Genomic DNA, 22,664 nt, shown 5'->3' with positions numbered 1-22,664 from the left:
GGCTTTCGCAGGGGAACGTAGCAGCGCTTTGCCACAGGGGGAAGAAGTTGCGCAGCAATCCGCGCCGACTTTCTCCTCACCGAGGACAAAGGGGGGCGGCGGCCCGAACGACGGCCGGCAGCAGGCCGGTTCGCACAGCGCCGCTGGTCCGCGGTCGGCGTGGCGGCGGTGCGGGCCGTCGCCCCGGAGGGACCGGGCCCCGGACCGGCCCGGGTGCCCTCACGGAATGCGGACGACCTGGCCGGCGTACGACAGGTTGCCGCCGAAGCCGAAGAGCAGGGCCGGCGCACCGGAGGTGACCTCGCCGCGTTCGACGAGCTTGGAGAAGGCCATCGGGATCGAGGCGGCCGAGGTGTTCCCCGACTCGGTCACGTCCCGGGCGATGACGGCGTTGACCGCGCCGATCCGCTGCGCGATCGGCTCGATGATGCGCAGGTTGGCCTGGTGCAGGACGACCGCGGCGAGCTCCTCGGGCGCGACGCCGGCCCGCTCGCACACCCGGCGGGCGATGGGCGGGAGCTGGGTGGTGGCCCAGCGGTAGACCGACTGGCCCTCCTGGGCGAAGCGCGGCGGGGTGCCCTCGATGCGGACGGCGTGCCCCATCTCGGGCACCGAGCCCCACAGCACCGGGCCGATCCCGGCGCCCGCGGAGTCCGGCGCGGCCTCGACGACCGCCGCGCCCGCGCCGTCGCCGACCAGGACGCAGGTGGTCCGGTCCGTCCAGTCGGCGACCTCGGTCATCTTGTCGGCGCCGATGACGAGGACGCGGCTCGCGGACCCGGCGCGCACGGCGTGGTCGGCGGTGGCCAGCGCGTGCGTGAAACCGGCGCACACCACGTTGAGGTCCATGGTGGCGGGGGACACCATGCCGAGCCGGGCGGCGACCCGGGCGGCGGTGTTCGGGGAGCGGTCGATCGCCGTGGAGGTGGCGACGAGGACCAGGTCGACGTCGGCTGGGGTGAGCCCGGCCGAGGCGAGGGCCTTGGCCCCCGCGTGCGCGGCCATCTCGTCGACCGGTTCGTCCGGGCCCGCCACGTGCCGGGTACGGATGCCGACCCGGCTGCTGATCCACGCGTCGCTGGTGTCGACCAGCGCGGCCAGATCGTCGTTGGTGAGCACCTTGGCGGGCTGGTAGTGCCCGAGCGCGGCGATACGAGTGCCCGTCATGCCCGGGACCCCCTTGGGTGAGCGAATCGTACGAGGTGGAGGGCGCGCGGGAAGGGCGCGCACGAGTTCCCCAGTCTGGCCAGCGACTCACCGGTAACAGGGCAGCTGATCCGACAGGATTCCCGGCCGCCGATTGGAGACTCCGCAACATCTCCCGGGGCACCGGCCGTCTGCCGAAGGGCCGCCAACCTGGGTGTGGACCGGGGCCGCGCCGCGTCCGGCAGCCCAGGCGTACCGCCGCCCTCACCGCGGCGCGGCGGACGGGGACGGCCACGGTCCGCGCCTCCCGCCCGGCCGGCTGCGACCTCGTCCCGCGCGTGCAGGACAATGAGACGGTCGAGGTCGCCTTCACCGCACGACAGCCCGGTGGCCCACGGCACCCTCCGCGCCAACGGCCGGTGCGGCCACCAGCAGGACAGACAGCACGTACAGCACCTCCGGAACCGGGACTGAGGAGTCATGGGACGGGTCACCGAGCGCCGCCGCGTCATCCGCATCCGGGACGGAGCCGTCTCCGCCCGCCCCGACACCCTCGTCGCGGAGGAGCCCCTGGAGATCCGGCTGAACGGCCGGCCCCTCGCCATCACCATGCGCACGCCGGGCGACGACTTCGCGCTCGCGGCGGGTTTCCTCGTCAGCGAGGGCGTCCTCGGCTCGGCGTCGGACGTGCGCTCCGTCGTGTACTGCGCCGGCGCCACGGAGGACGGCTCGAACACGTACAACGTGGTGGACGTCCAGCTCGCCCCGGGCGTCCCGGTGCCGGACATCACGCTGGAGCGCAACGTCTACACGACGTCGTCGTGCGGGCTGTGCGGCAAGGCCAGCCTCGACGCCGTACGCACCACCGCGCGCTTCCCCATCGCCGACACTCCCCCGCTGCGGCTGGAGCCGGGGCTGCTGGCGGAACTGCCGGAGCGGCTGCGCGGGGCGCAGCGGGTCTTCGACCGGACCGGCGGGCTGCACGCGGCCGCGCTGTTCTCGGAGGACGGCGAGCTGCTGGACGTACGGGAGGACGTCGGCCGCCACAACGCGGTGGACAAGCTGGTGGGGCGCGCGCTGCGCGAGGACCGGCTGCCGCTGGACCGGGCGGTGCTGCTGGTGTCGGGGCGCGCCTCCTTCGAGCTGGCCCAGAAGGCGGTGATGGCGGGCATCCCGGTGCTGGCGGCGGTGTCGGCGCCGTCGTCGCTCGCGGTGGACCTGGCGGCCGAGACGGGCCTGACACTGGTGGGCTTCCTGCGCGGCCGGAACATGAACGTGTACGCGGGCGAGGACCGCATCGCCCTGCCGGCCGCGGCCTCGCGGGGCTGAGCGGCGGCTGTCCGGCCCGCGGCACCATGGCCCGGGCCGCGACACCAGGCCCGGGCCGCGGAAAGCGCGGGGAGGCGGCGGACCGGCCCGCGATGCGCCCCCGCGCCGGCCGGCGGCACGCCCGAGCGCTACGCCCGCGGCGGGTCGATCATCTGGAGCGTGAGCGTGTCCGGGGGCTGCGCGACACCCGGCCCGCCCGCCTCGACCCACGCCAGGATGTCGTCGAGGCAGTCGTCGTCCAGCGCCCAGCCGACCCACGCGGCACGGGCGCCCCGCCGGCGACCCTCCGTGGAAGGCTGTACGACCACGACATTGGCCTGGCCGCACGGGCCGAGGCAGTCGCTGGTGCGGACGGCGAGCCGCCCGCCGGAGGCGGCCGCGGCCTCCTGCAGCCGCCGCAGCTGACCGGCGTGGTCGGTGCCGGGGTGCTTGCGGGCGTCGCCGCAGCAGCAGCCCCGGCAGACCACGAGGCTGCAGGGGCGGGACGCGCCGGGGCGTATCCAGGAGCGGGCGGCGGGGTCGCGGTTCAGCGGGTCGCGGTTCACCGGGCGGCGTCCGGCGTCAGGGCGGCAGCCCGCGTGACGGTCCCGAGGCGCGGGAAGTTCAGCTCGACGGCCGCCCGGTGCTCCTCGGGGGTGAGGGCCGTCAGGGCGTCCTCGGCGAAGTACAGGTCGTAGCCCAGGTCGGCGGCGGAGCGGGCGGTGGACTCGACGCCGAGGTTGGTGGCGATGCCGCCGAACACGAGGGTCGTGACACCGCGCTCGGTGAGCAGGTCGTGCAGCGCGGTGCCGTGGAAGCCGCCGATGGTGCGCTTGACGACGACGAGGTCGCCGTCCTGGACCAGACCGGGGACGAAGCCGCTGCCCGGGGGCTGGGGGTCGGTGCCCGGGCGCTCGGCGCGGATGAGGACGACGGGCGCGCCCGCCGCGCGGAACGCCGCCGCGAGACCGGTGGCGGTGGCGACGACCTCGCCCCCGGGGCGGGGGGCGAGCGGCAGGGCGACGATGCGCTCCATCAGGTCGACCAGGACGAGCGCGGCGCGGCTGGCATCGAATGCGGGCATGGCGTCACGGTAGCCGCCGGGATGATCACCCCCGGCCGGTGGGGTCGCGATCCGGCCCGCCGGCGGGCGGGCGGTACGGACGCGGTCCACCCCCCGCCCGGATCCGCCCCCGTGACGGATCCGCCCCCCGCCGGGTCCGGCACGGGGCTCGGTCCGGCACGGTTGGCCCGCTCCGGGACCGGGCGGTTCAGTCGTCGATGAAATCGGTGAGGACGCAGTGGTCGACCAGCGCCGGATGCTTCTGGTAGCCGCTGGGGGTCGCGAAGCTCGGGTGGCAGTTGAGGATCAGCATGCCGGACTGGGTCATGCCCCGCGCCGCCCGGGTGCTGTGCATGACGTGCTGTTCCCCCGAGTGCGCATGTATGTGATCTCGAGCGCCGCGACCAGGGGGCGCTTAACGTGTCCATGCCAAACGAGTGGGCGCGCGTGTGCGCGGCGTACAGATTCGGTGGAGATTCGCCTCCGCCCTCCTTACTCGTAAGTCAGGATCCTTCGCCGCGCACCCCCCGTGGCCGGGCACGGAGCGTCTGACCTGTGACGATGCGTCATGTGCGGGCTTCCCGAAGCACCTCCCGCCGCGCCTGCCGGTGGGGTACCGTCACCCTCCGCTGTGCGGAGCGTCACAAGGAGCAGGCCCTTGCGCGAGTTCACCGTCCCACCCATGGCGACAGCTCCCCTGGTCGGCGGGCTGGCCGACGCCGTGTTCGACCATGCCCGGGACGACCCGGACCGGGTCGCGCTCGGCCGCAAGGGCGCGGACGGGCAATGGCACGACGTCACCTCGGCACAGTTCCGCGACGAGGTACTGGCGCTCGCGAAGGGGCTGCTCTCCCAGGGCGTGCGGTTCGGGGACCGCGTCGCGATCATGTCCCGCACGCGCTACGAGTGGACGCTGTTCGACTTCGCGCTGTGGACGGTGGGCGCCCAGCCGGTGCCGGTCTACCCCACCTCCTCCGCCGACCAGGTGCACTGGATGCTGTACGACGCCGAGGTGACCGCGTGCGTGGTCGAGCACGAGGACGACGCCATGACCATCGGCTCGGTGATCGACCGGCTGCCGCGGCTCCAGCGGCTGTGGCAGCTGGACGCGGGCGCGGTCGACGAGCTGGTGGCGGCGGGCGCGGACATCGACGAGGAGGTCGTGCACCGCCACCGGCGGGCGGTCACCCCGGAATCGGTCGCCACCGTGATCTACACGTCCGGGACGACCGGCCGCCCCAAGGGCTGCGTCCTCACCCACGCCAACTTCATGTTCGAGGCGGACACCCTGGTCGACCGCTGGGAGACGGTGTTCCGCTCCAAACCGGGCGACGAGGCGTCGACGCTGCTGTTCCTGCCGCTCGCGCACGTCTTCGGGCGGATGGTGGAGGTGTCGGCGATCCGCAAGCGGGTGAAGATCGGGCACCAGCCGGTGCTGGCGGCGAGCGCGCTGCTGCCGGACCTGGCGGCGTTCCGGCCGACGTTCGTCCTGGCCGTGCCGTACATCTTCGAGAAGGTCTTCCACGCGGCGCGGCGCGCGGCGGAGGCGGCCGGCAAGGCGGGCCCCTTCGACAAGGCGGTCGAGGTGGCGGTGCGCTACGCCGAGGCGCTGGAGCTCAAGGCGTTCGGCCTCGGCCCCGGCCCGTCCGCGGCGCTGCGCATGCAGCACCAGTTCTTCGACAAGGTCGTCTACGGCAAGGTCCGCGACGCCCTCGGCGGCCGGGTGCGGCACGCCATGTCCGGCGGCTCGGCCATGTCCCGGCGCCTCGGCCTGTTCTTCGAGGGCGCGGGCGTGACGGTGTACGAGGGGTACGGCCTGACCGAGTCGTCGGCGGCCGCGACCGCGAACCCGCCCGAGCGCACGAAGTACGGCACCGTGGGCCAGCCGATCCCGGGCACGACGGTGCACATCGCCGACGACGGCGAGATCTGGCTGCGCGGCGGGCATGTCTTCTCCGGCTACCTCAACGACCCCGCCGCGACCGACACCGTCCTCAAGGACGGCTGGCTGGCCACCGGCGACCTCGGCGCACTGGACGCCGAGGGGTACCTGACCATCACCGGGCGGAAGAAGGACATCCTGGTGACGTCGGGCGGCAAGAGCGTCGCCCCGGCCACCCTGGAGGAGCGGGTGCGGGCGCATCCCCTGGTGGCGCAGTGCATCGTCGTCGGCAACGACCGCCCGTACATCGCGGCGCTGGTCACCATCGACCAGGAGGCGGTCGCACACTGGCTGGCGATGCAGAACCGGGCTCCCCTGCCGCCGGCCGAGCTGGTGCGCGACCCGTCGCTGGAGATGGAGATACGACGGGCGGTGGTGTCCGCGAACACGACGGTGTCGCAGGCCGAGTCCATCCGGACGTTCCGCATACTGGCGCATCCGTTCACCGAGGAGCACGGCCTGCTGACACCGTCGCTGAAGCTGAAGCGCAAGGCGATCGAGACGGTGTACGCGGCCGAGGTCGACGCGCTGTACCGGTGACGGACCACGGTCAATAGGTGCCTCGGGGAACAGGTCGGGGTAGGTGCTCGTTGACCATCGGAGTACGCAAGGAACACGACGTAAGGATCGACCGCTCGTGAGCAAGGTCCCCTCCATCACCCTCAACAACGGCGTCACCATGCCGCAGCTCGGCTTCGGCGTCTGGCAGGTCCCCGACGACGAGGCGGCGAAGGCGGTGGGCACGGCCCTCGACGCCGGTTACCGCAGCATCGACACCGCCGCGGTCTACGAGAACGAGAAGGGCACCGGCGAGGCCATCGCCGCCTCCGGCATCGCGCGCGAGGAGCTCTTCGTCACCACCAAGCTCTGGAACAGCGAGCAGGGCTACGACTCGACGCTGCGGGCGTTCGACGCTTCGCTGGGCCGGCTCGGCCTCGACTACGTCGACCTCTACCTGATCCACTGGCCGCTGCCCTCCAAGGACCTGTACGTCGACACGTACAAGGCCTTCGAGAAGATCCACGCGGACGGCCGCGCCCGGGCGATCGGCGTCTCCAACTTCCTCCCGGACCACCTGGAGCGCCTCATCGGCGAGACCTCGGTCGTGCCGGTGCTCAACCAGATCGAGCTGCACCCGCAGCTCCAGCAGGCCGAGTCCCGGGCGTACCACGCCCGGCACGACATCCACACCGAGGCGTGGTCGCCGCTGGGGCAGGGCAAGGGCCTGCTGGAGGTGCCCACCGTCGTGGCCATCGCCCGCAAGCACGACCGCACCCCGGCGCAGGTGGTGCTGCGCTGGCACCTGCAGATCGGCAACGTGGTGATCCCGAAGTCCGTGACACCCTCGCGGATCCAGGAGAACATCGACGTCTTCGACTTCGAGCTGGACGCCGACGACCTGGCGGCCTTCGCGGCCCTCGACGAGGGCAAGCGGCTGGGCCCGGACCCGGCCACGTTCGACTACAGCTGACCGTCCTCGGCGCGGCGGGCGATGCCCGCTCAGCAGGCGATGCCCTGGGAGCGGAGCCAGTCGCACTGCGTCTCGCCGGAGGTCCTGCCGCCGTCGTACGCGCGCGGGTCCCGGTACCCGGGGCCCACGGGCTCGTGGTCCTCGAACACGCCGTCGCCGTCCACGTCGCCGCCGTCGGGGTGGATCCGCCCGTCCGGGTTGCGGCAGGCCGCCCGGTCGGCCGGGTCGGTGGTGCAGACGCCGCGGCCCTCGTCGCCGGTGCCGGGCGCAACGGCTTGCTGCGCCGCCCCGGCCTGGCCGGCGAGCGCGGCGACGACGGGGGTGCTGTCGAACGCCAGCCGCACGGCGGCGGGCTGCTGGGCGGGCCGCTGTGCGGCCGGGGCCGAATCCGCGCCGCAGGCGGTAAGGGTGAACGGCAGGGTCATGGCCAGGAGCACCGAGCCGACGAGAGCGGCGGTCCGGCGGCGGGGAGCCGAGTCGAGTTCCATCATGCGCCCGCTGTCTGTGGTCCGGATGGGCGGTCCACGGTACGGCGCCCATGGGGACGGGTCAACGGCCGCCCGTCCCCGGGGCGCCCGGGCGCGTCGTGACGCGGCTGCGTCCCGGTGCCCCGATGCCACGGTCCCCGGGGGCCTCGCTGCCGCGCGTCAGGTGGTGAGCAGACGGTTGAAGAACGACCGGTACTTGTGCAGCGCCATCCGCAGGTCCTCGGTGTTCGCCTCCTCACCGCGGTTCCACTGACCTTCCAGGTCCCTCTTGTGGTCGGCGAAGTTCGACGCCAGCTGCTGCATGACGTCGGCGACCAGGGCGTCGGCCTTGTGCACGGCCTCGCGCGGATCGTCGACGAACTCGTTCTGGATCGACTGCCAGCGCTCGCGGAAGCGGTCCTGGTCGTCCGAGTCGAGCAGCTGCGGCGCGTCCTCCTGCTGGTCGGACTCCGCCCCGCCGGCGGAGGGGGTCGGCGAGCTCTCACCGGGGTAGGCGGGGACGTCAGGCCCTGCCGCGTCCCCGGCGCCCGGCCCGGGCTCCGGCTCGGGTGCGGCCCCTCGTCCGGTCTCCGCCCCCGGCTCCGGCTCGGGCTCCGGCGCGGAAGCGGGTTCCCACGCCGGCTCCGACGGCGGTTCCGTCATCGCGGTCCCTTCGCCTTCCCCGGCGCCGGTGTCACGGGGCCGCGCCAGGTCCTCGGTGGACAGGCGGCGTTCGACGGGTTCCGGCATGTCCTCGCGTTGCATCTCTCCTCCTCCCACCGGCGTCAGGCCCGGGCGTGACGAGCCTGCCCGCCGTCGGACAGCAACTCGTCGAAGAGGGCGCGGTAGTGCACCATGGCCCCCCGCAACTGCTCGGTCGTCGCCTGGTGTTTCATGCTCAGCTGGTTGACCTCGTGCGCCGCGCGGTAGTGGTCGATCGTGCGGCCGTGCTCGACGGAGAGGTCCCGCAGTCGCTGGTCGAGATCCTCGGTCGGATAGCCGCGGTCGCGCATGAGGGACGTCACCAGGAGGTCCGCGTCCTGTACGGCGTCCTCCGGGCGGTCCACGAATGTGCCCTGCACGTTCGCCCAGTCCCGGGAGTAGCGGTCCCGGGCGTCGTCCGGCAGTGGCCTGATGTCCAGCGCGTCGTGGCGTTTCTCCCGCTCGCTCAGATCGCGCTCGGCGGCGCGCCTGCTGCCGGCGTCCTCGACGGTCCGTTCGTACTCCGGACCGAAGCGTTCGCGCAGGTGCCGACGGCGGGAGGCGATGAAGACCGCTGCGGCCACGACGGCGAGGATCACCACGACCGGGATGATGATCGCCAGGAGAGTCCCTGTTGACATGGGACCGACCCCCTCACTCTTGGCCGGTATGCCCTGGTTAAAAAGTATATCCACCCCCCTTCCCGGGTCCGCCGTCGTGATCCGGACCGACACCGACCGATCCGATGAAATGATTGTCATTCGCACACCGTTAAGGTGGGGCGCCATGACGCCGACCGCTTCCGCGCGCGAGCGCCCGCGCGGCGCGACGCCGCCGTCCGTCCTCCTCACGGGCGGTGTGTCGCTGCTCCTGATCGCCCTGCTCGCGCTGCCCGTCCTGACCCATCCGGGCTTCCGGGCGTGGCAGACGGTGTGCGTGGCGCTCACCGTGCAGGCGCTGCCGTTCCTGCTGCTCGGCACCCTGGTGTCGGGAGCGGTGAACGCCTTCGTGCCCGCGCACGTCTTCAGCCGGCTCCTGCCGCGCAACCCGGCGCTCGCGGTGCCCGTCGCCGGAGCGGCCGGCGTGGTCCTGCCGGGCTGCGAATGCGCCTCGGTACCGGTCGCCGGCAGCCTCATCAGGCGCGGGGTCACTCCGGCGGCGGCGTTCGCCTTTCTGCTCTCGGCCCCCGCGGTGAACCCCGTGGTCCTGGTGTCGACCGCCGTCGCCTTCCCGGGGCAGCCGCAGATGGTCGCCGCCCGGCTCGTCGCCTCCCTGGCGACGGCGGCGGCGATGGGGTGGCTCTGGCTGAAGTGGGGCAGGGCGGAGTGGCTCCGGATGCCCGCGCGGCACACCGGGCACCGCGCCGGGCACAGCCGTCTGGAGGAGTTCCGCACCGGCTTCCAGCACGACTTCCTGCACGCGGGGGGCTTCCTGGTGGTCGGCGCCATGGCGGCCGCCACCTTCAACGTCCTCGTCCCCCGCTCGGTGCTGGAGCTGTTCGCCGACTCTCCCTGGCTGTCGGTGCTCTTCCTCGCGGCGCTCGCCGTCGTGCTCGCCGTCTGCTCGGAGGCCGACGCCTTCGTCGCCGCGTCGCTCACCGGCTTCTCGCCCACCGCCCGGCTGGCTTTCATGGTGGTGGGCCCCATGGTCGACCTGAAACTGATCGCCCTTCAGGCGGGGACGTTCGGCCGCGCCTTCGCCATGCGGTTCTCCGCCGCGACCGCGGTGGTCGCCGTGGTGTGCACGTGCCTGACGGGATGGTGGCTGCTGTGAGACGGCACGTCCAGGCGGTGCTGCTGCTCCTCGCGGGAACCGCCGTCCTGCACATCACGCTCTTCAGCCGGCTCTACCTGCGGTACGTGAAGGAGGAGCTGCGGCCGTTCCTGATCGCCTCCGGGGCGCTGCTGCTCGTCCTCGGCGCCGTGGGGGCCGTACGGGACGGGCTGCCGTTCGCGTCCCGGCGGCGCGCTCACGGGCCGGGGCACGACGGCGGGGACGGGAACGAGGACGGGCACGAGGACGGGGACGGACATGGACACGGGCACGGCGACGGGCCGCGGGTCGCGTGGGTGCTGTTCCTGCCGGTGCTCGCCCTGCTGCTGTACGCCCCGCCCGCCCTCGGCTCGTACACCGCCTCGCGCGGGTCGGACAACGCGATCGCTCCGGTGGAGGAGTTCCGTCCCCTGCCGGACGCGGACCCCGTGCCCCTCGCGCTCACGGGCTTCATCGCCCGGGTGCAGCAGGACCGAGAGCGGAGCCTGGCCGGCCGTACCGTCCTGATGTCCGGGTTCGTCACGCCCGCCCCGCGGGAGGGGAAGGGCGCCTGGTACCTGACCCGGCTCGTCGTGAGCTGTTGCGCGGCCGACACCCAGCGGCTGCGCGTCCGCGTCCACGGCGTGCCGTCCCCGCCCGCCGACACGTGGGTGACGGTGACGGGGACCTGGCGCCCGGGCGGGGATTCGGGCACGGCCACCGACGCCGTGGCGCTCGACGCGCGGTCGGTGCGGCGGATACCGGAGCCGGTCGACCCGTACCAGGACGCCGCTCCCCCGCTCTGAGGCCCCTCAGGCGCGGCGGGCCGTGTGGACCGTACGGGCTCCGAGGACGAACACATCCGGCCGCCGGTGCACGCTCCGCGGATCCGCCGGGTCCAGGAGCCGGTCCAGCGCGGCGCGGTCGTCGGCGGCGAGGCGCTCGCCGAGGGAGTCGCGCTGCCAGGTGAAGTGGGAGACGACGTAATCGCGTACGGCGTCGGTGACCGGAGCCGGGACGTCGTGGAGGAAGGAGCGCGTACCGCTCGGGGTGAGACCGGCCCCGGTCAGCAGGGTCCGCCAGTCGTCGACCTCCTCCTTGGCGCCGGGCAGCGCGGCCCTCATCCCGGAGAACCAGTCGGCGTTCGCCGCGTCGATGCGGGCCTCCAGGCCGGGGCGCCCGACACCGGTGTGCTGCGGCAGGTGGCGGGACTGCAGGCCGCCCTCGACGAGGACGAGCAGGCCGCCGGGGCGCAGCAGGCCGGCGAGGGCGGCGAGGGCGGCGCGCTGATCGCCCAGGTGGTGCAGGGAGCCGGCCGCCCAGATGACGTCCGCCGGACCCAGGTCCGCGGTGTCGGCGGGGAGTTCGGCGTGCCGGGTGGTGACGCGGGTCAGGCCGAGAGACGCGGCCCGGTCCCGCGCGCGCTGCAGGAGCTCCGGACCGGAGTCCACGGCGACGACCTCCGCGTACGGGAAGGCCTCGGCGAGCAGGCACGACAGCACCCCCGGGCCGCTGCCGACGTCGAGGACGCGGCGCACGCCGGCCGTCGGCACGAGGTCGCCGAGCCAGGCGGTGACCCGCCGGTACAGGGGGGTCTGGAGCTCGGCGCCGCGCTCCAGCAGCGGCAGCAACTCGTTCCAGTCGATGTCGGTGCCGGAGTCGGTGCCGGTGCTCCGGTGGCCGTGATGGTGGTGGTGTGCGCTCATGGGGAACAGCGTGCGGGGGCCGGGCCGGGAGAGCGAGCTCTGTTGCCGTTTCCGCAACACGGGCACGCCGTACGCGGGGTGGCCCGACGGGCGCCGCTCCCCCGGCCGGCGGTGGTGTGCGGCGCGCCGCCGACCGCCGCGTTGCCGGGTTGCCGGGTTGCTGCGTCCCCTGCGTCCGTGCGTCCCCGCGTCCGTGCGTCCCCGCGTCCCTGCGTCCCTGCGTCCCTGCGTCCCTGCGTCCCTGCGTCCGTGCGTCCGTGCGTCCGTGCGTCCGTGCGTCCGTGCGTCCGTGCGTCCGTGCGTCCCTGCGTCCCTGCGTCCCTGCGTCCCTGCGTCCCTGCGTCCCTGCGTCCCTGCGTCCCTGCGTCCCTGCGTCCCTGCGTCCCTGCGTCCCTGCGTTCAGTGTTCCGGCGTCCGGTGATCGTGCGTTCCGCGTTCCCGCATGCGGTGTTCCTGCGGGCTGATGCCGCGGACGCGCTTGAAGGCCGCACTCAGCGCGAACGAACCGCTGTAGCCGACCTGCCGGGCCACCGCCTCCACCGTCGCGTCCGTCTCGTGCAGCAGATCCGCGGCGAGCGCGAGACGCCAGCCGGTGAGGTGCGTCATGGGCGGCTCCCCCACCAGTCCGGTGAAGCGGCGCGCCAGCCCGGCCCGGGACACCCCCGCCTTCGCGGCGAGCGAGGCGACCGTCCAGGGGTGGGCCGGGTCGTTCTGCATGAGCCGCAGCGCCGCGCCGACGACCGGGTCCGCCATCGCCCGGTACCACGCGGGGGCCGCGGTGTCGGGCCGGGCGAACCAGTCCCGCAGGACGGCGATCAGCAGCAGGTCCAGCACGCGGTCGAGGACCACGCTCTGGCCCGGTTCGTCCCGGCCGATCTCCTCCTCCAGCACGGGCATCACCGGGCAGTTCCATGCGCCGGCGGAGAGGTGCAGCAGCGGTGGCAGGGCGTCCAGGAGCCTGCGGCTGACCTCGCCGCGCATCTGCTGGTACGTCCCGACGAGCAGGGTGTGCCGCCCGTCGGGCGCGTTGCCCCATGTCCGCACGCCCAGCCGCATGCTCTCCTCCAGCGGCTCGCCCCGGAGGGTGTGGCAGGTGCCGCCGGGCCCGATGCGGGCGTGCGGGGCGGTGCCGGGCGCGTCGGCGACCGTGTACGGCTCCGGGCCACGGGCGATGGCGATGTCGCCGGGGCGCAACAGGACCGGGGCGGCGGCGCCTTCGGGAACGATCCACGCCTCGCCCTCGCTGACGCACATCAGGCACAGGGGCGCACGGTCCTCGACGCAGACCGACCACGGCGGCTCCATCACCATGCGGAGGAGGAAGGCGCCACGCGCCCGTGGCCCGTCGAGGAGTCCGGCGAGTGCGTCCATGCCCGCGAGCTTAGACGTACGCGTATGGCATTGAGCCTTTCACGCATGGGAAGTCCAGGCGCTGCACCTGAACCTGGAGTCATGACAACGACGACGCAGGACACGGGGACGGTGCTGGTGACGGCGGCGACGGGCAAGACCGGACGCCGGGTGGCGGAGCGCCTCGCGGCCCGGGGGGCGACGGTCCGGGCCGGGTCGCGCACCGGCACGACGGCCTTCGACTGGGAGGCGCCCGTTACCTGGGCGGACGCCCTGCGCGGTGCGGACGCGGCGTACGTGGCGTACTACCCGGACCTGGCCGCGCCGGGCGCGCCCGAGGCGATGCGGGCCTTCGGGCGGCTGGCGGCGGAGCTCGGGGTGCGGCGGCTGGTGCTGCTGTCCGGGCGGGGCGAGCCCGCGGCGGTGGGGGCGGAGGACGCGCTGCGGGCGGCGTGGGGGCCCGGACTCACCGTCGTACGGGCCGCGTTCTTCGCGCAGAACTTCACCGAGGGCGCGATGGCGGAGGGCGTGGCGGCCGGTGAGGTGGCGTTTCCCGCGGGCGGCACGGCGGAGCCGTTCATCGACGCGGACGACGTGGCGGACGTGGTCGTCGCGGCGCTGACGGAGAACGGGCACGACGGCCTCGTGCACGAGCTGACGGGGCCCCGGCCGCTGACCTTCGCCGAGGTGGCGGCCGTCCTGTCCCGGGCGGCGGGGCGCGAGGTGCGGTACGTACCGGTGAGGGAGGCGGAGTACGCCGGGATGCTGCGCGACCACGGGTTGCCGGCGCCGGAGGCCGCATGGCTCGCGGCGCTGTTCGCGATGCTGCTGGACGGCCACAACGCGTCGGTGACGGACGGCGTGCGGCGGGTGCTGGGGCGCGAGCCGCGGGACTTCGGCGCGTTCGCGCGGGAGGCGTTCGGGACGTGGGCGTTCGGGACGTAGGGCCCGCGAGCCGCGAGACGTTCGGGACGTAAGCGTTCCGGGCGTGAGGCGTTCGAGGCGAAGGCCCTCACTCAGGAGCATCTCGGGGCGCGGCGCACCCGCTCCCCTCCGCGGCCGCCCGCGGACGGCGGGTCCAAGCGGAGCGGGACGCGGCGGTCACCCCCGTCCCCGTCCGTGTCCGCGTCCGTGTACCCGGCCCCGTACCGCTGCGCCAGCATGCGGGCGGTGCGGGCCAGCCGGGCGCGGAGCTCCGGCGGTTCCAGCACCTCCGCGTCGGCGCCGAGGGCGAGGAACCGGGCGTGGGCGTCATCCGGTGACTCGACCGGGACGCGGGCGCGCGTCCAGCCGTCGGGCTCCGGCGTGCCGCTCCCGGCGACGGCTCGCGCGGCCGCGCCCGTCAACCGCGTCACGCCCCGGGGCGAGAGCCGGACGAGCACCTCGTCCCGGTGCAGCCGGGCGTGGAAGTCCCGCTGGTACGCCTGCCAGTGGGCGGCCAGGCCGAAGGCCCACTTCGTACGCCTGGAGAAGCCGTGGATCGGCTGCGTTCACGAACTGCCGCCGCTCGCCCACGAACGCGACGCCTGGGTCCGCCACGTGCTGTCCCCGGACCGCCCCGACCTCGACGCCTACCTCGCCGACTCGCTTCCGGCCTCACCAGGGGCGGGCGTCCCTGCCTGACCGGGCGCGGACGGCCCGGGGTCGTCCGGACGGGCGGGCGCCGGGGCAGGGGGGTCAGCCGGCGCCGTGGGAGGGGGCGATGGACTCCACGCGGGCGGCGAGCTCGAAGTCCTTCTCCGTGATGGCGCCGCCCGCGGAGTGGGTGTTCACCGTGAGGTTCACCGTGTTGTAGCCGAGCGTGAGATCGGAGTGGTGGTCCAGCTCGTCCTGGATCCGTGCCACGTGCACGACCAGCGCGGTCGCGGCGAAGTGGGTGCCGAGGCGGTAGGTGCGGGCGATGCGGTCCCCCTCCTGGGACCAGCCGGGCAGCTCGCGCAGCCGGTCCTCGATCTCCTTCTGCGACAGCGGCTCTGTGGGCATGTCCCGTGCTCCCTCCGGGTCGGTACGGACACTGACGGCGTGCCCGTGACGATACGGTCCGACGCCCCGGACCGGTGGTCAACACGTGGGTTACCGTCTGCGGTATGACAACTGTCGCCACCGGTACCGGAGTAGGGCCCCTGCTGCGCGGCTGGCGCGAGCGGCGACGGCTGAGCCAGCTGGAGCTGGCGCTGCGCGCCGACTCGTCGTCCCGGCACATCTCGTTCATCGAGACGGGCCGCTCGCGGCCCAGCGAGGAGATGGTCCTGCGGCTGGCGGAGCACCTGGACGTCCCGGTACGGGAGCGCAACGCCCTGCTGCTGGCGGCCGGTTACGCCCCCCGGTACGCCGAGACGCCGCTGGACGACCCGTCGCTGGGCGCCCTGCGGGAGGGGATCGAGCAGCTGCTGGCCGGGTACGACCCGTACCCGGCGGTCGTCGTGGACGGCTCGTACACGGTGGTGGCCGCCAACCGGGGCATCACGATGCTGCTGGACGGGCTGCCGGAGCACCTGCTGACCCCGCCGCTGAACGCCATGCGCCTCACCCTGCACCCGCAGGGCCTCGCCCCGAGGATCCGCAACCTGCGGGAGTGGCGCGGGCACCTGCTGGCCCAGATGGAGCGCCAGATCGCCCTGGCCCGCTCGGAGCCGCTGCGGCGGCTGTACGAGGAGGTCGCGGCGTATCCGGTGCCGGAGCCGGGCGGCGACCCGGGGGACCGCGAGGACCCGACGCCGTACCCGTACTTCGCCCTGCCGCTGCGGATCGAGCACCAGGGGCGGGTGCTGTCGTTCGTGTCGTCGATCTCGACGTTCAACACGCCCATGGACGTGACGGTCGCCGAGCTGGCCATCGAGACACTGCTCCCGGCCGACCCGGCCACGGTCGAGTACCTCCGGTCCCTCCAGGGTCCTGCTGTCGAGGATCCTCGCCCTTCGTGACGGTCCGCGCGTCGGGCGGGCGCCGGGCGGGGAGAGCCGGAGAGGATCGCGCGCGTCGCGAGGCCCTGCGGCGTCCGGCGGTCGTACGGTCGAATCCGTTGCCGAGGAGGATCTCCGATGCGCAGGGTGACCTATTCGATGGGCGTCTCGCTCGACGGCTACATCGTCGGGCCGGACGGCGACTTCCACTGGACGGCGCCCGGCGACGAGGTCTTCCGCTTCGTCACCGACGAGCTGCGCGGCATCGGCGTCCACCTCCTGGGGCGGCGGCTGTACGAGACGATGCTGTACTGGGAGACCGCCGACCAGGATCCCTCGCTCGACGACTCCGAGCTCGAATGGGCCGCGCTCTGGAAGCCGCTGCCGAAGGTGGTGTTCTCGACCACGCTGTCGGCGGTGCGTGGTAACGCCCGTCTGGCCTCCGGCGGGCTGGCGGAGGAGATCGAGCGGTTGCGGGCCGAGCCCGGGGAGGGCGACATCGCCATCGGCGGTGCGACGCTCGCCGCCGAGGCCGCCGCGCTCGACCTGATCGACGAGTACCGGGCCAGGGTCCACCCGGTGCTGGTCGGCGGTGGCATCCCGTTCTTCCCCCAGCACGCGCGCCGGGTGGATCTCGACCTCGTGGAGACCCGCACCTTCGGCTCGAAGGTCGTGTACCTCCGCCACCGGGTGGCGCGCCGGGGCCCCTCTCAGGGACGTTGACGTGCGGGGCCGGCCTTGCGGTGGCATGCCGGGCGGCCCGTCCACCGGTCGACCGTGCCGGCCACGCTCCGGGCCGCTGCACCTGGGGCCTGTCGTCCGGCTCCTGCTGGGCTCGTGACGCCGGACGGCAGGACCCTAGCGGCGAGCCGCAGCCGTCCGCAGGGCGGTCCACTGCAGGGCGGCGAAGCCGGCCACGGTGGCGGCCTGCATCGGGATCCACAGCGTCCCGGCTGTGGTCGGCGACAGCCACGCGAGGAGCGCGGCGACGCTCAGCACGGCCCACAGCACGTTGGCGTCGACGACCAGGGTGACCGCGGCGGCCGGCGGCTGCGGCCGGGAGGCGAGGTACCCGACACCGGCGGCGAAGGCGGTGAGGAAGACGCCCAGTCCGAGCAGGAGCGGGGCGTCGACGCCGAGGAGCCGGCCGAGGGGGCCGGAGGCGAGGGCGTACGCCAGCCCGTTCGCGCCGGTGACGACGGCGTCGAGGGCGAGGAAGCGGCGCAGCATGGTCCGCGGCTCGGTGGTGCGCGAGATTCCGGCGAGCAGGGCCTGGGACATGGCGGATCAGCCTCCGTGGAAGGTGGTCGGGCTCCCCGCGCCGCAGGTGCGGGGCGGGACCGGGGCCCGGGGGTCGCGGTCCGGGGGGAGCGCTCCGTCCGGGCTCCGGTGGGACCACCCTGCCGGGACGGGTGGACACGGGTCGATTACCGCGGGGGTAATGACGGCCGGGGCCGCGCCGCCCCGCCCGGGACCGCCCGCCCCGGGGGCTCGCGGCCTCAGGGGCCGATCAGGTCCAGGATCCGGCGGGCGGTCCAGTGGCCGGACGCGCCCGGGCAGGAGGAGAGGTAGGCGGCGACCGTGGGGGCGTCCCAGGCGCCGGTGGCGAGGAGACCGGCGGCGAGGTGGCGGACGTAGCCGGCGGACGGCGCGTTCCAGGCGATGTCGTGCATGCCCCAGGGGGCCGTGAAGGTGAGGAGGGGACGGCCGTCGAGGCGGCCCGCGCACACCAGCGTTTCGTAGCGGCCCTCCCCCTGTACGGAGCGGCCCTCCCGCAGCACCTCCGTCAGGTCGAGGTCCGTCCCGGGGCCCGGCTCGCGGTACATCTCCTGGGCGGCGATGTCCGAGAACTGCTCGGCGGTCACCAGGTGCGCCCGGGCGAGGACGCGCCCTGGGGCGTCCGGGTCGTAGAACGCGCGGCCGCCCGTCCACACCGGTGACTCGGTGGCGAAGTACAGGGCGCCGCGCAGCTCCACCGGCCGGGACGCGGCCGGCAGGCGCGGGTCCCGGCAGCCGGGGTAGGTGCGCGCGGCGTCCGGGGGGCAGCCGCCGACCAGGTAGTACGCCAGGCGGTCGACGTGCATGTTCGAGCCGTAGGACGTGTACCAGACCCGCGTCGTCATGCCGCGACCGTAACGGGCGTGGCGCGTGAAGTTCTGCTGTTGACCCGCTTAAGAAAACCTCGATGGACGCCATGGGCGTGACCTGGGCAGATTGGTGACCGTTCACGATCTCCACCCGTACCTCCCCGGGAGCCGCACCCTATGAAGGCGCTTGTCAAGCAGAAGGCCGAGCCCGGTCTCTGGCTCATGGATGTGCCGGAGCCCGAGACGGGGCCCGGGGACGTGCTGATCCGGGTGCTGCGCACCGGCATCTGCGGCACGGACCTGCACATCCGGTCGTGGGACGGCTGGGCCCGGCAGACCATCCGCACGCCGCTGGTGCTCGGACACGAATTCGTCGGCGAGGTCGCGGCCGTCGGAGCGGACGTGCGGGACATCGCCGTCGGTGACCTGGTCAGCGGCGAGGGGCACCTGGTGTGCGGCAAGTGCCGCAACTGCCTGGCGGGGCGCCGGCACCTGTGCCGGGCCACGGTCGGTCTCGGCGTGGGCCGGGACGGGGCGTTCGCCGAGTACGTGGCGCTGCCCGCGACGAACGTGTGGGTGCACCGTACGAAGGTGGACCTGGACGTGGCCGCGATCTTCGACCCGTTCGGGAACGCCGTGCACACCGCGCTGTCCTTCCCGCTCGTCGGGGAGGACGTGCTGATCACGGGCGCCGGGCCGATCGGGATCATGGCGGCCGCGGTCGCCCGGCACGCGGGTGCCCGCAACGTGGTGATCACCGATGTGAGCGAGCCGCGGCTGGAGCTGGCCCGAAAGGCCGGCGCGACGCTGGCGGTCAACGTCGCCGAGACGACCATCGGCGAGGCGCAGCGGCAGCTGGGGCTGCGCGAGGGGTTCGACATCGGACTGGAGATGTCCGGGCGACCCGAGGCGGTCCGCGACATGGTCGCGAACATGACGCACGGCGGCCGGATCGCCATGCTGGGCTTGCCCTCCGAGGAGTTCGCCGTCGACTGGTCGAAGATCGTCACCTCGATGATCACGATCAAGGGGATCTACGGCCGTGAGATGTTCGAGACCTGGTACGCGATGACCGTGCTGCTGGAGGGCGGTCTCGACCTCGGCCCCGTGATCACCGGCAGCTACGGCTACCAGGACTTCGACGCCGCGTTCGACGAGGCGGCCACCGCCCGCAGCGGCAAGATCATCCTCGACTGGACCTCTTGATCCCCGGCTCGGTCCGCCCCGCACCGCAGTGACCTCTCTAAGGAGCACCCCTCATGTACGCGTCCGTCCGCGACGAGCTGCGCGCCACCCTCGACGAGATCCGGGACGCCGGGCTCTTCAAGCCGGAGCGGGTCATCGGCACCCCGCAGAGCGCGAAGGTGTCCGTCCCCTCCGGTGACGTGCTGAACTTCTGCGCCAACAACTACCTGGGCCTGGCCGACCACCCCGAGGTGGTCGCCGCCGCCAAGGAAGCCCTGGACCGCTGGGGCTACGGCATGGCCTCGGTCCGCTTCATCTGCGGTACCCAGGAGATCCACAAGGAGCTGGAGCAGCGGTTGTCGGCGTTCCTCGGCCAGGAGGACACGATCCTGTACTCCTCCTGCTTCGACGCCAACGGCGGCGTCTTCGAGACGCTGCTCGGCCCCGAGGACGCGGTCATCTCCGACGCCCTCAACCACGCCTCGATCATCGACGGCATCCGGCTGTCCAAGGCCCGCCGCCACCGGTACGCGAACCGGGACATGGCCGAGTTGGAGAAGCAGCTCCAGGAGACGCAGGACGCGCGGCGCCGGCTCATCGTCACCGACGGCGTCTTCTCGATGGACGGGTACGTCGCGCCGCTGCCGGAGATCTGCGACCTCGCCGACCGGTACGACGCGATGGTGATGGTCGACGACTCGCACGCGGTCGGGTTCGTGGGGCCGGGCGGGCGCGGCACGCCCGAACTGCACGGCGTGATGGACCGCGTCGACATCATCACCGGCACGCTCGGCAAGGCGCTGGGCGGCGCGTCCGGGGGGTACGTGGCGGCGCGCGCGGAGATCGTCGCGCTGCTGCGCCAGCGCTCGCGCCCGTACCTCTTCTCCAACTCCCTCGCGCCGGTGATCACCGCGGCGTCGCTGAAGGTGCTGGACCTGCTGGAGTCCGCCGGTGAGCTGCGGGAGCGGCTGGACGCCAACACCAAGCTGTTCCGGACGAAAATGACGGAGGCGGGCTTCGAGATCCTGCCCGGCGACCACCCGATCGCGCCGGTGATGATCGGTGACGCCGCGGAGGCGGGCCGGATGGCCGAGCTGCTGCTGGAGCGGGGCGTGTACGTGATCGGCTTCTCGTACCCCGTGGTGCCGATGGGGCAGGCCCGGATCCGGGTGCAGCTGTCGGCGGCGCACTCCGCCCGGGACGTGGAGCGGGCGGTGGCCGCGTTCGTCGACGCACGAGCGACAATGGCTGGGTGATCGACCCCCGGCGGCTGCGCATCCTGCGCGCCGCGGCGGACCACCGTACGGTGACCGCCGCGGCCGCGGCGCTGTACCTGACCCCGTCCGCCGTCTCCCAGCAGCTGGCCGCGCTGGAGCAGGAGACGGGGCACACCCTGCTGACGCGCAGCGGCAAGGGCGTGCGGCTCACCGCGGCCGGCGAGATCCTGCTGGAGCACGCCAACGAGGTGCTGGCCCAGCTCGAACGGGCGGAGGCGGAGCTCGCGGCGTACGCGGGCGGGACGTCCGGCGACGTGACGGTGGCCGCCTTCGCCACCGGGATCGCGGAGGTCCTGGCGCCCGCGATCGGACGGCTCGCCGAGCTGCACCCCGGCATACGGGTACGGGTGCGGGACGCCGAGGGCGACGAGTCGCTGCCGCTGGTCCTGGACGGCGAGGCGGATGTGGCGCTGGCCGTGGAGTACCGGGGCGCGCCGCGCGAGGGCGACCGGCGGCTGGCGCGCGTGCCGCTGTACGCGGAGCCGTTCGACGCGGTGCTGCACGCGGGGCACCCGCTGGGGCAGGAGCCCGAGGTGCCGCTGGCGGCGCTCGCCGGAAGCGACTGGATCGGGCCGTACCCGGGCAACCCGTGCCACGACATGGTGCTGCTCGCCTGCGAGCTGGCGGGCTTCGACCCGCGGCTCGTGCACTCCTCCGACGACTTCCGCGCGGTGGTCGCCCTGGCGGGCGCCGGCGCGGGGGTGGCTCTGGTGCCGCGGTCGGCCCTGCGGGGCATGGAGCTCAAGGACGTGGTGGTGCGTCCGGTGGCGGGCCCGGCGGCGTTCCGCCGCGTCTTCGCGGCGGTCCGTCGCGGCGCGGAGGACCATCCGCTCATCCGCCCGGTCCTGGACGCGCTGGCCGGCGCGGCGGCCGGCCTGTCGGCGCCGGAGGTCTGACCGGGCCCGGACCGCGGGGTCCGCGGTTCGCGGCGCACGCGTGGCCCGTTCCCGCATGTGGGTCGGGAACGGGCTACCCCCCGTGTGCTGCCGCCTACCGGTCCCCCGGTCGGGTCAGCGGCCGGCCCACGCCTCCACGCGGGTGTCCTTCGAGCCGTTGAGGACGAGCTCCACGGTCTGGCCGCGCTTGTACGCGATGGTCGCGTAGTGCTTCTTGGTGGTGGACTTGCCGGTGTCCAGGATCAGCACCTTCAGCTTGGCGTTGCCGCCGCCCCAGCAGGTGAAGACGCCGCGCGTCATGTTGGTGCCGCGGGGCAGCTTGTAGCCCTGCGAGACCCACTTCTTGCCGTGGCTCTTGAGGTGGTCCCCGCTGATGCCGGCGTTCCAGACGTTGGTCCAGCTCGCCTTGGCGGCGGCCGGGGCCGGGGCCGCCGGAGCGGCGGAGACGGCCGGGGCGGCGCCCAGGGCGAGGCCGCCGCCGAGCATCACGGTCGCCGTGGAGAGCGCGGGCTCCTGCGCAGGTTCATGGTCGTTTTCCCTCCGTTGGGTGGGCCGGGGGCTCGCGGGCCGCACCGGCTGCAGCCGCTCGTCCTGGGAGCGCTACCTCAACGGCAAGCAGCCGGTGCCGCGCCGGGCGGTGGAGGAGCTCGCCCAGCGTTACCTCAACGGCAAGCAGCCGGTGCCGCGCCAGGCCGTCGAGGCGCTGTGCGCGATGGCGGGGGAACCACCCGGCCGGCTCCTGGCGCTGTGGGAGCTGGCCGACGCTGCGTGGAGCGGCCGGCCCGCGCCGCCCGGGCCCGTCCGGCGGGTGGCCGCCCCCGCGTGCCACGGCGGCCCGCCGCCGGCCCGGCACCCGGCGCGCGCGGGCGCCGGACCGGTGCCGCTGCGCCGGCGGGGGCGGGCAGCGGCCGCGGCCGGCGCGGTGGTGCTGCTCGGCCTGGGCGCGCTGATCCTGGCGCCCCGGGGTGACGACTCCCCCGCGGGCGGCTTGGGCACCGGCGAGGCGGCCATCCGCAACCCCGGCTGCACGGGCGTGACGTGCGAGGGCAAGGACCCGAAGACGATGGGGTGCGGCGGCACCGGAATGGTCTCCACCGTCGCCGCCCGCACCGGCGCGGCCGGACAGCGCATGGAGCTGCGGCGGGGCGAGGACTGCCGGGCGGTGTGGGTGCGCGCCTCGGGCCTCAGGCCCGGCGACCGCGTGGAGTTGCGGATGCCGGACGGCCGGACGCAGCGCCTCGCCGCGACCGGCCGGCAGGGCGTGGGGACCTACGTCGCCACGCCGATGGCCGCGGCCGACGGCCCCGGGGCGTCGGGCGCGCGGGTCTGCCTGGTGCCGGCGCGCGGGGAGCGGGAGTGCTTCGGCTGAGCGCCCCGGCGCGGGCCGGTCCCGCGCCGCGGAGCCCCAC

At 74.0% G+C, this 22,664-nt stretch carries 26 protein-coding genes; 12 read left to right on the top strand and 14 right to left on the bottom strand.

What is annotated here, in order from left to right; genetic code table 11:
- Positions 1-219: 219 nt before the first annotated feature.
- Positions 220-1,167, bottom strand: a complete 948-nt coding sequence (locus tag ACIA79_RS14030) for a beta-ketoacyl-ACP synthase III (RefSeq protein WP_399428478.1) — start codon at positions 1,165-1,167, stop codon at positions 220-222.
- 459 nt (positions 1,168-1,626) lie between these two features.
- Here ACIA79_RS14030 and fdhD point away from each other — a divergent pair, with 459 nt between their 5' ends.
- Positions 1,627-2,475, top strand: coding sequence for a formate dehydrogenase accessory sulfurtransferase FdhD (gene fdhD, locus ACIA79_RS14025; protein WP_399428477.1), 849 nt, complete (start codon positions 1,627-1,629; stop codon positions 2,473-2,475).
- 128 nt (positions 2,476-2,603) lie between these two features.
- On the opposite strand, the gene ACIA79_RS14020 is transcribed toward fdhD, so the two are convergent.
- From ACIA79_RS14020 to ACIA79_RS14010, 3 genes are all read right to left on the bottom strand, one after another.
- Positions 2,604-3,020 (bottom strand): (2Fe-2S) ferredoxin domain-containing protein, encoded by a 417-nt coding sequence (locus ACIA79_RS14020; protein ID WP_399428476.1) that lies wholly within the window; start codon positions 3,018-3,020, stop codon positions 2,604-2,606.
- Positions 3,017-3,538, bottom strand: a complete 522-nt coding sequence (locus ACIA79_RS14015) for an isochorismatase family protein (protein ID WP_399428475.1) — start codon at positions 3,536-3,538, stop codon at positions 3,017-3,019. The genes ACIA79_RS14020 and ACIA79_RS14015 overlap by 4 nt, the downstream gene beginning before the upstream one ends.
- 187 nt (positions 3,539-3,725) lie before the next feature.
- Complete coding sequence (locus tag ACIA79_RS14010; RefSeq protein ID WP_399428474.1) at positions 3,726-3,872, bottom strand: hypothetical protein; 147 nt, start codon at positions 3,870-3,872, stop codon at positions 3,726-3,728.
- Positions 3,873-4,199: 327 nt separating this feature from the next.
- Here ACIA79_RS14010 and ACIA79_RS14005 point away from each other — a divergent pair, with 327 nt between their 5' ends.
- Positions 4,200-5,999 (top strand): AMP-dependent synthetase/ligase, encoded by a 1,800-nt coding sequence (locus ACIA79_RS14005; protein ID WP_399428473.1) that lies wholly within the window; start codon positions 4,200-4,202, stop codon positions 5,997-5,999.
- Positions 6,000-6,096: 97 nt separating this feature from the next.
- Positions 6,097-6,930 (top strand): aldo/keto reductase, encoded by an 834-nt coding sequence (locus tag ACIA79_RS14000; protein ID WP_399428472.1) that lies wholly within the window; start codon positions 6,097-6,099, stop codon positions 6,928-6,930.
- A gap of 29 nt (positions 6,931-6,959) precedes the next feature.
- On the opposite strand, the gene ACIA79_RS13995 is transcribed toward ACIA79_RS14000, so the two are convergent.
- From ACIA79_RS13995 to ACIA79_RS13985, 3 genes are all read right to left on the bottom strand, one after another.
- Entirely contained in the window at positions 6,960-7,421 is a 462-nt protein-coding gene (locus ACIA79_RS13995) for a hypothetical protein (protein WP_399428471.1), read from the bottom strand.
- A 156-nt stretch (positions 7,422-7,577) separates the two neighbouring features.
- Positions 7,578-8,162: a hypothetical protein gene (locus ACIA79_RS13990; protein WP_399428470.1), complete on the bottom strand. Its 585-nt coding sequence runs from the start codon at positions 8,160-8,162 to the stop codon at positions 7,578-7,580.
- A gap of 20 nt (positions 8,163-8,182) precedes the next feature.
- Positions 8,183-8,740, bottom strand: a complete 558-nt coding sequence (locus ACIA79_RS13985; RefSeq protein WP_399428469.1) for a hypothetical protein — start codon at positions 8,738-8,740, stop codon at positions 8,183-8,185.
- A gap of 145 nt (positions 8,741-8,885) precedes the next feature.
- Here ACIA79_RS13985 and ACIA79_RS13980 point away from each other — a divergent pair, with 145 nt between their 5' ends.
- A complete protein-coding gene (locus ACIA79_RS13980; RefSeq protein WP_399428468.1) occupies positions 8,886-9,872 on the top strand; it encodes a permease in 987 nt (328 codons plus the stop codon).
- The gene (locus ACIA79_RS13975) at positions 9,869-10,657 is read left to right on the top strand and encodes a TIGR03943 family putative permease subunit (protein WP_399428467.1); all 789 of its coding nucleotides are present in this window, start codon (positions 9,869-9,871) and stop codon (positions 10,655-10,657) included. The genes ACIA79_RS13980 and ACIA79_RS13975 overlap by 4 nt, the downstream gene beginning before the upstream one ends.
- A 6-nt stretch (positions 10,658-10,663) precedes the next feature.
- Here the strand turns inward: ACIA79_RS13975 and ACIA79_RS13970 are convergent, their stop codons facing one another.
- Both ACIA79_RS13970 and ACIA79_RS13965 read right to left on the bottom strand, forming a co-directional pair.
- The gene (locus ACIA79_RS13970; protein WP_399428465.1) at positions 10,664-11,557 is read right to left on the bottom strand and encodes a class I SAM-dependent methyltransferase; all 894 of its coding nucleotides are present in this window, start codon (positions 11,555-11,557) and stop codon (positions 10,664-10,666) included.
- Between the two features lie 399 nt (positions 11,558-11,956).
- Positions 11,957-12,928, bottom strand: a complete 972-nt coding sequence (locus ACIA79_RS13965; RefSeq protein WP_399428464.1) for a cupin domain-containing protein — start codon at positions 12,926-12,928, stop codon at positions 11,957-11,959.
- A gap of 81 nt (positions 12,929-13,009) precedes the next feature.
- On the opposite strand from ACIA79_RS13965, the gene ACIA79_RS13960 reads away from it, so the two are divergent.
- A complete protein-coding gene (locus tag ACIA79_RS13960; protein ID WP_399428463.1) occupies positions 13,010-13,852 on the top strand; it encodes an NmrA family NAD(P)-binding protein in 843 nt (280 codons plus the stop codon).
- A 71-nt stretch (positions 13,853-13,923) separates the two neighbouring features.
- Here the strand turns inward: ACIA79_RS13960 and ACIA79_RS13955 are convergent, their stop codons facing one another.
- Complete coding sequence (locus ACIA79_RS13955; RefSeq protein WP_399428637.1) at positions 13,924-14,304, bottom strand: WYL domain-containing protein; 381 nt, start codon at positions 14,302-14,304, stop codon at positions 13,924-13,926.
- A 280-nt stretch (positions 14,305-14,584) separates the two neighbouring features.
- Positions 14,585-14,890: a 4a-hydroxytetrahydrobiopterin dehydratase gene (locus ACIA79_RS13950; RefSeq protein WP_399428462.1), complete on the bottom strand. Its 306-nt coding sequence runs from the start codon at positions 14,888-14,890 to the stop codon at positions 14,585-14,587.
- Positions 14,891-14,994: 104 nt separating this feature from the next.
- Between ACIA79_RS13950 and ACIA79_RS13945 the strand changes: the two genes are divergently transcribed.
- A complete protein-coding gene (locus tag ACIA79_RS13945) occupies positions 14,995-15,831 on the top strand; it encodes a helix-turn-helix domain-containing protein (protein WP_399428461.1) in 837 nt (278 codons plus the stop codon).
- A 117-nt stretch (positions 15,832-15,948) separates the two neighbouring features.
- Positions 15,949-16,533 carry a dihydrofolate reductase family protein gene (locus ACIA79_RS13940; protein WP_399428460.1) on the top strand — a complete coding sequence of 195 codons (585 nt, stop codon included), beginning with the start codon at positions 15,949-15,951 and terminating at the stop codon, positions 16,531-16,533.
- Positions 16,534-16,668: 135 nt separating this feature from the next.
- Here the strand turns inward: ACIA79_RS13940 and ACIA79_RS13935 are convergent, their stop codons facing one another.
- Together ACIA79_RS13935 and ACIA79_RS13930 are read right to left on the bottom strand one after the other, a co-directional pair.
- A complete protein-coding gene (locus ACIA79_RS13935) occupies positions 16,669-17,091 on the bottom strand; it encodes a hypothetical protein (RefSeq protein WP_399428459.1) in 423 nt (140 codons plus the stop codon).
- A 218-nt stretch (positions 17,092-17,309) separates the two neighbouring features.
- Positions 17,310-17,933, bottom strand: a complete 624-nt coding sequence (locus ACIA79_RS13930) for a histone deacetylase (RefSeq protein WP_399428458.1) — start codon at positions 17,931-17,933, stop codon at positions 17,310-17,312.
- Between the two features lie 141 nt (positions 17,934-18,074).
- On the opposite strand from ACIA79_RS13930, the gene tdh reads away from it, so the two are divergent.
- From tdh to ACIA79_RS13915, 3 genes are read left to right on the top strand one after another with little or no spacing between them, the layout of a single operon-like run.
- Complete coding sequence (tdh, locus tag ACIA79_RS13925; RefSeq protein ID WP_399428457.1) at positions 18,075-19,103, top strand: L-threonine 3-dehydrogenase; 1,029 nt, start codon at positions 18,075-18,077, stop codon at positions 19,101-19,103.
- A gap of 53 nt (positions 19,104-19,156) precedes the next feature.
- Complete coding sequence (locus ACIA79_RS13920) at positions 19,157-20,338, top strand: glycine C-acetyltransferase (RefSeq protein WP_399428456.1); 1,182 nt, start codon at positions 19,157-19,159, stop codon at positions 20,336-20,338.
- Positions 20,335-21,255, top strand: a complete 921-nt coding sequence (locus tag ACIA79_RS13915; RefSeq protein WP_399428455.1) for a LysR substrate-binding domain-containing protein — start codon at positions 20,335-20,337, stop codon at positions 21,253-21,255. The genes ACIA79_RS13920 and ACIA79_RS13915 overlap by 4 nt, the downstream gene beginning before the upstream one ends.
- 114 nt (positions 21,256-21,369) lie before the next feature.
- Here ACIA79_RS13915 and ACIA79_RS13910 read toward each other — a convergent pair whose 3' ends face one another.
- On the bottom strand, positions 21,370-21,741 hold the full coding sequence (locus ACIA79_RS13910; protein ID WP_399428454.1) for a hypothetical protein: 372 nt from the start codon (positions 21,739-21,741) through the stop codon (positions 21,370-21,372).
- A gap of 61 nt (positions 21,742-21,802) precedes the next feature.
- Here ACIA79_RS13910 and ACIA79_RS13905 point away from each other — a divergent pair, with 61 nt between their 5' ends.
- Entirely contained in the window at positions 21,803-22,624 is an 822-nt protein-coding gene (locus tag ACIA79_RS13905; protein ID WP_399428452.1) for a helix-turn-helix domain-containing protein, read from the top strand.
- The last annotated feature ends 40 nt before the right edge of the window (positions 22,625-22,664 follow it).

It is taken from the genome of Streptomyces sp. NPDC051310 (genome assembly GCF_044455245.1).
GTDB lineage: Bacteria > Actinomycetota > Actinomycetes > Streptomycetales > Streptomycetaceae > Streptomyces.
Note: the sequence above shows the minus strand (reverse complement) of the source record. Positions and strands in the feature narration are given on the sequence as shown.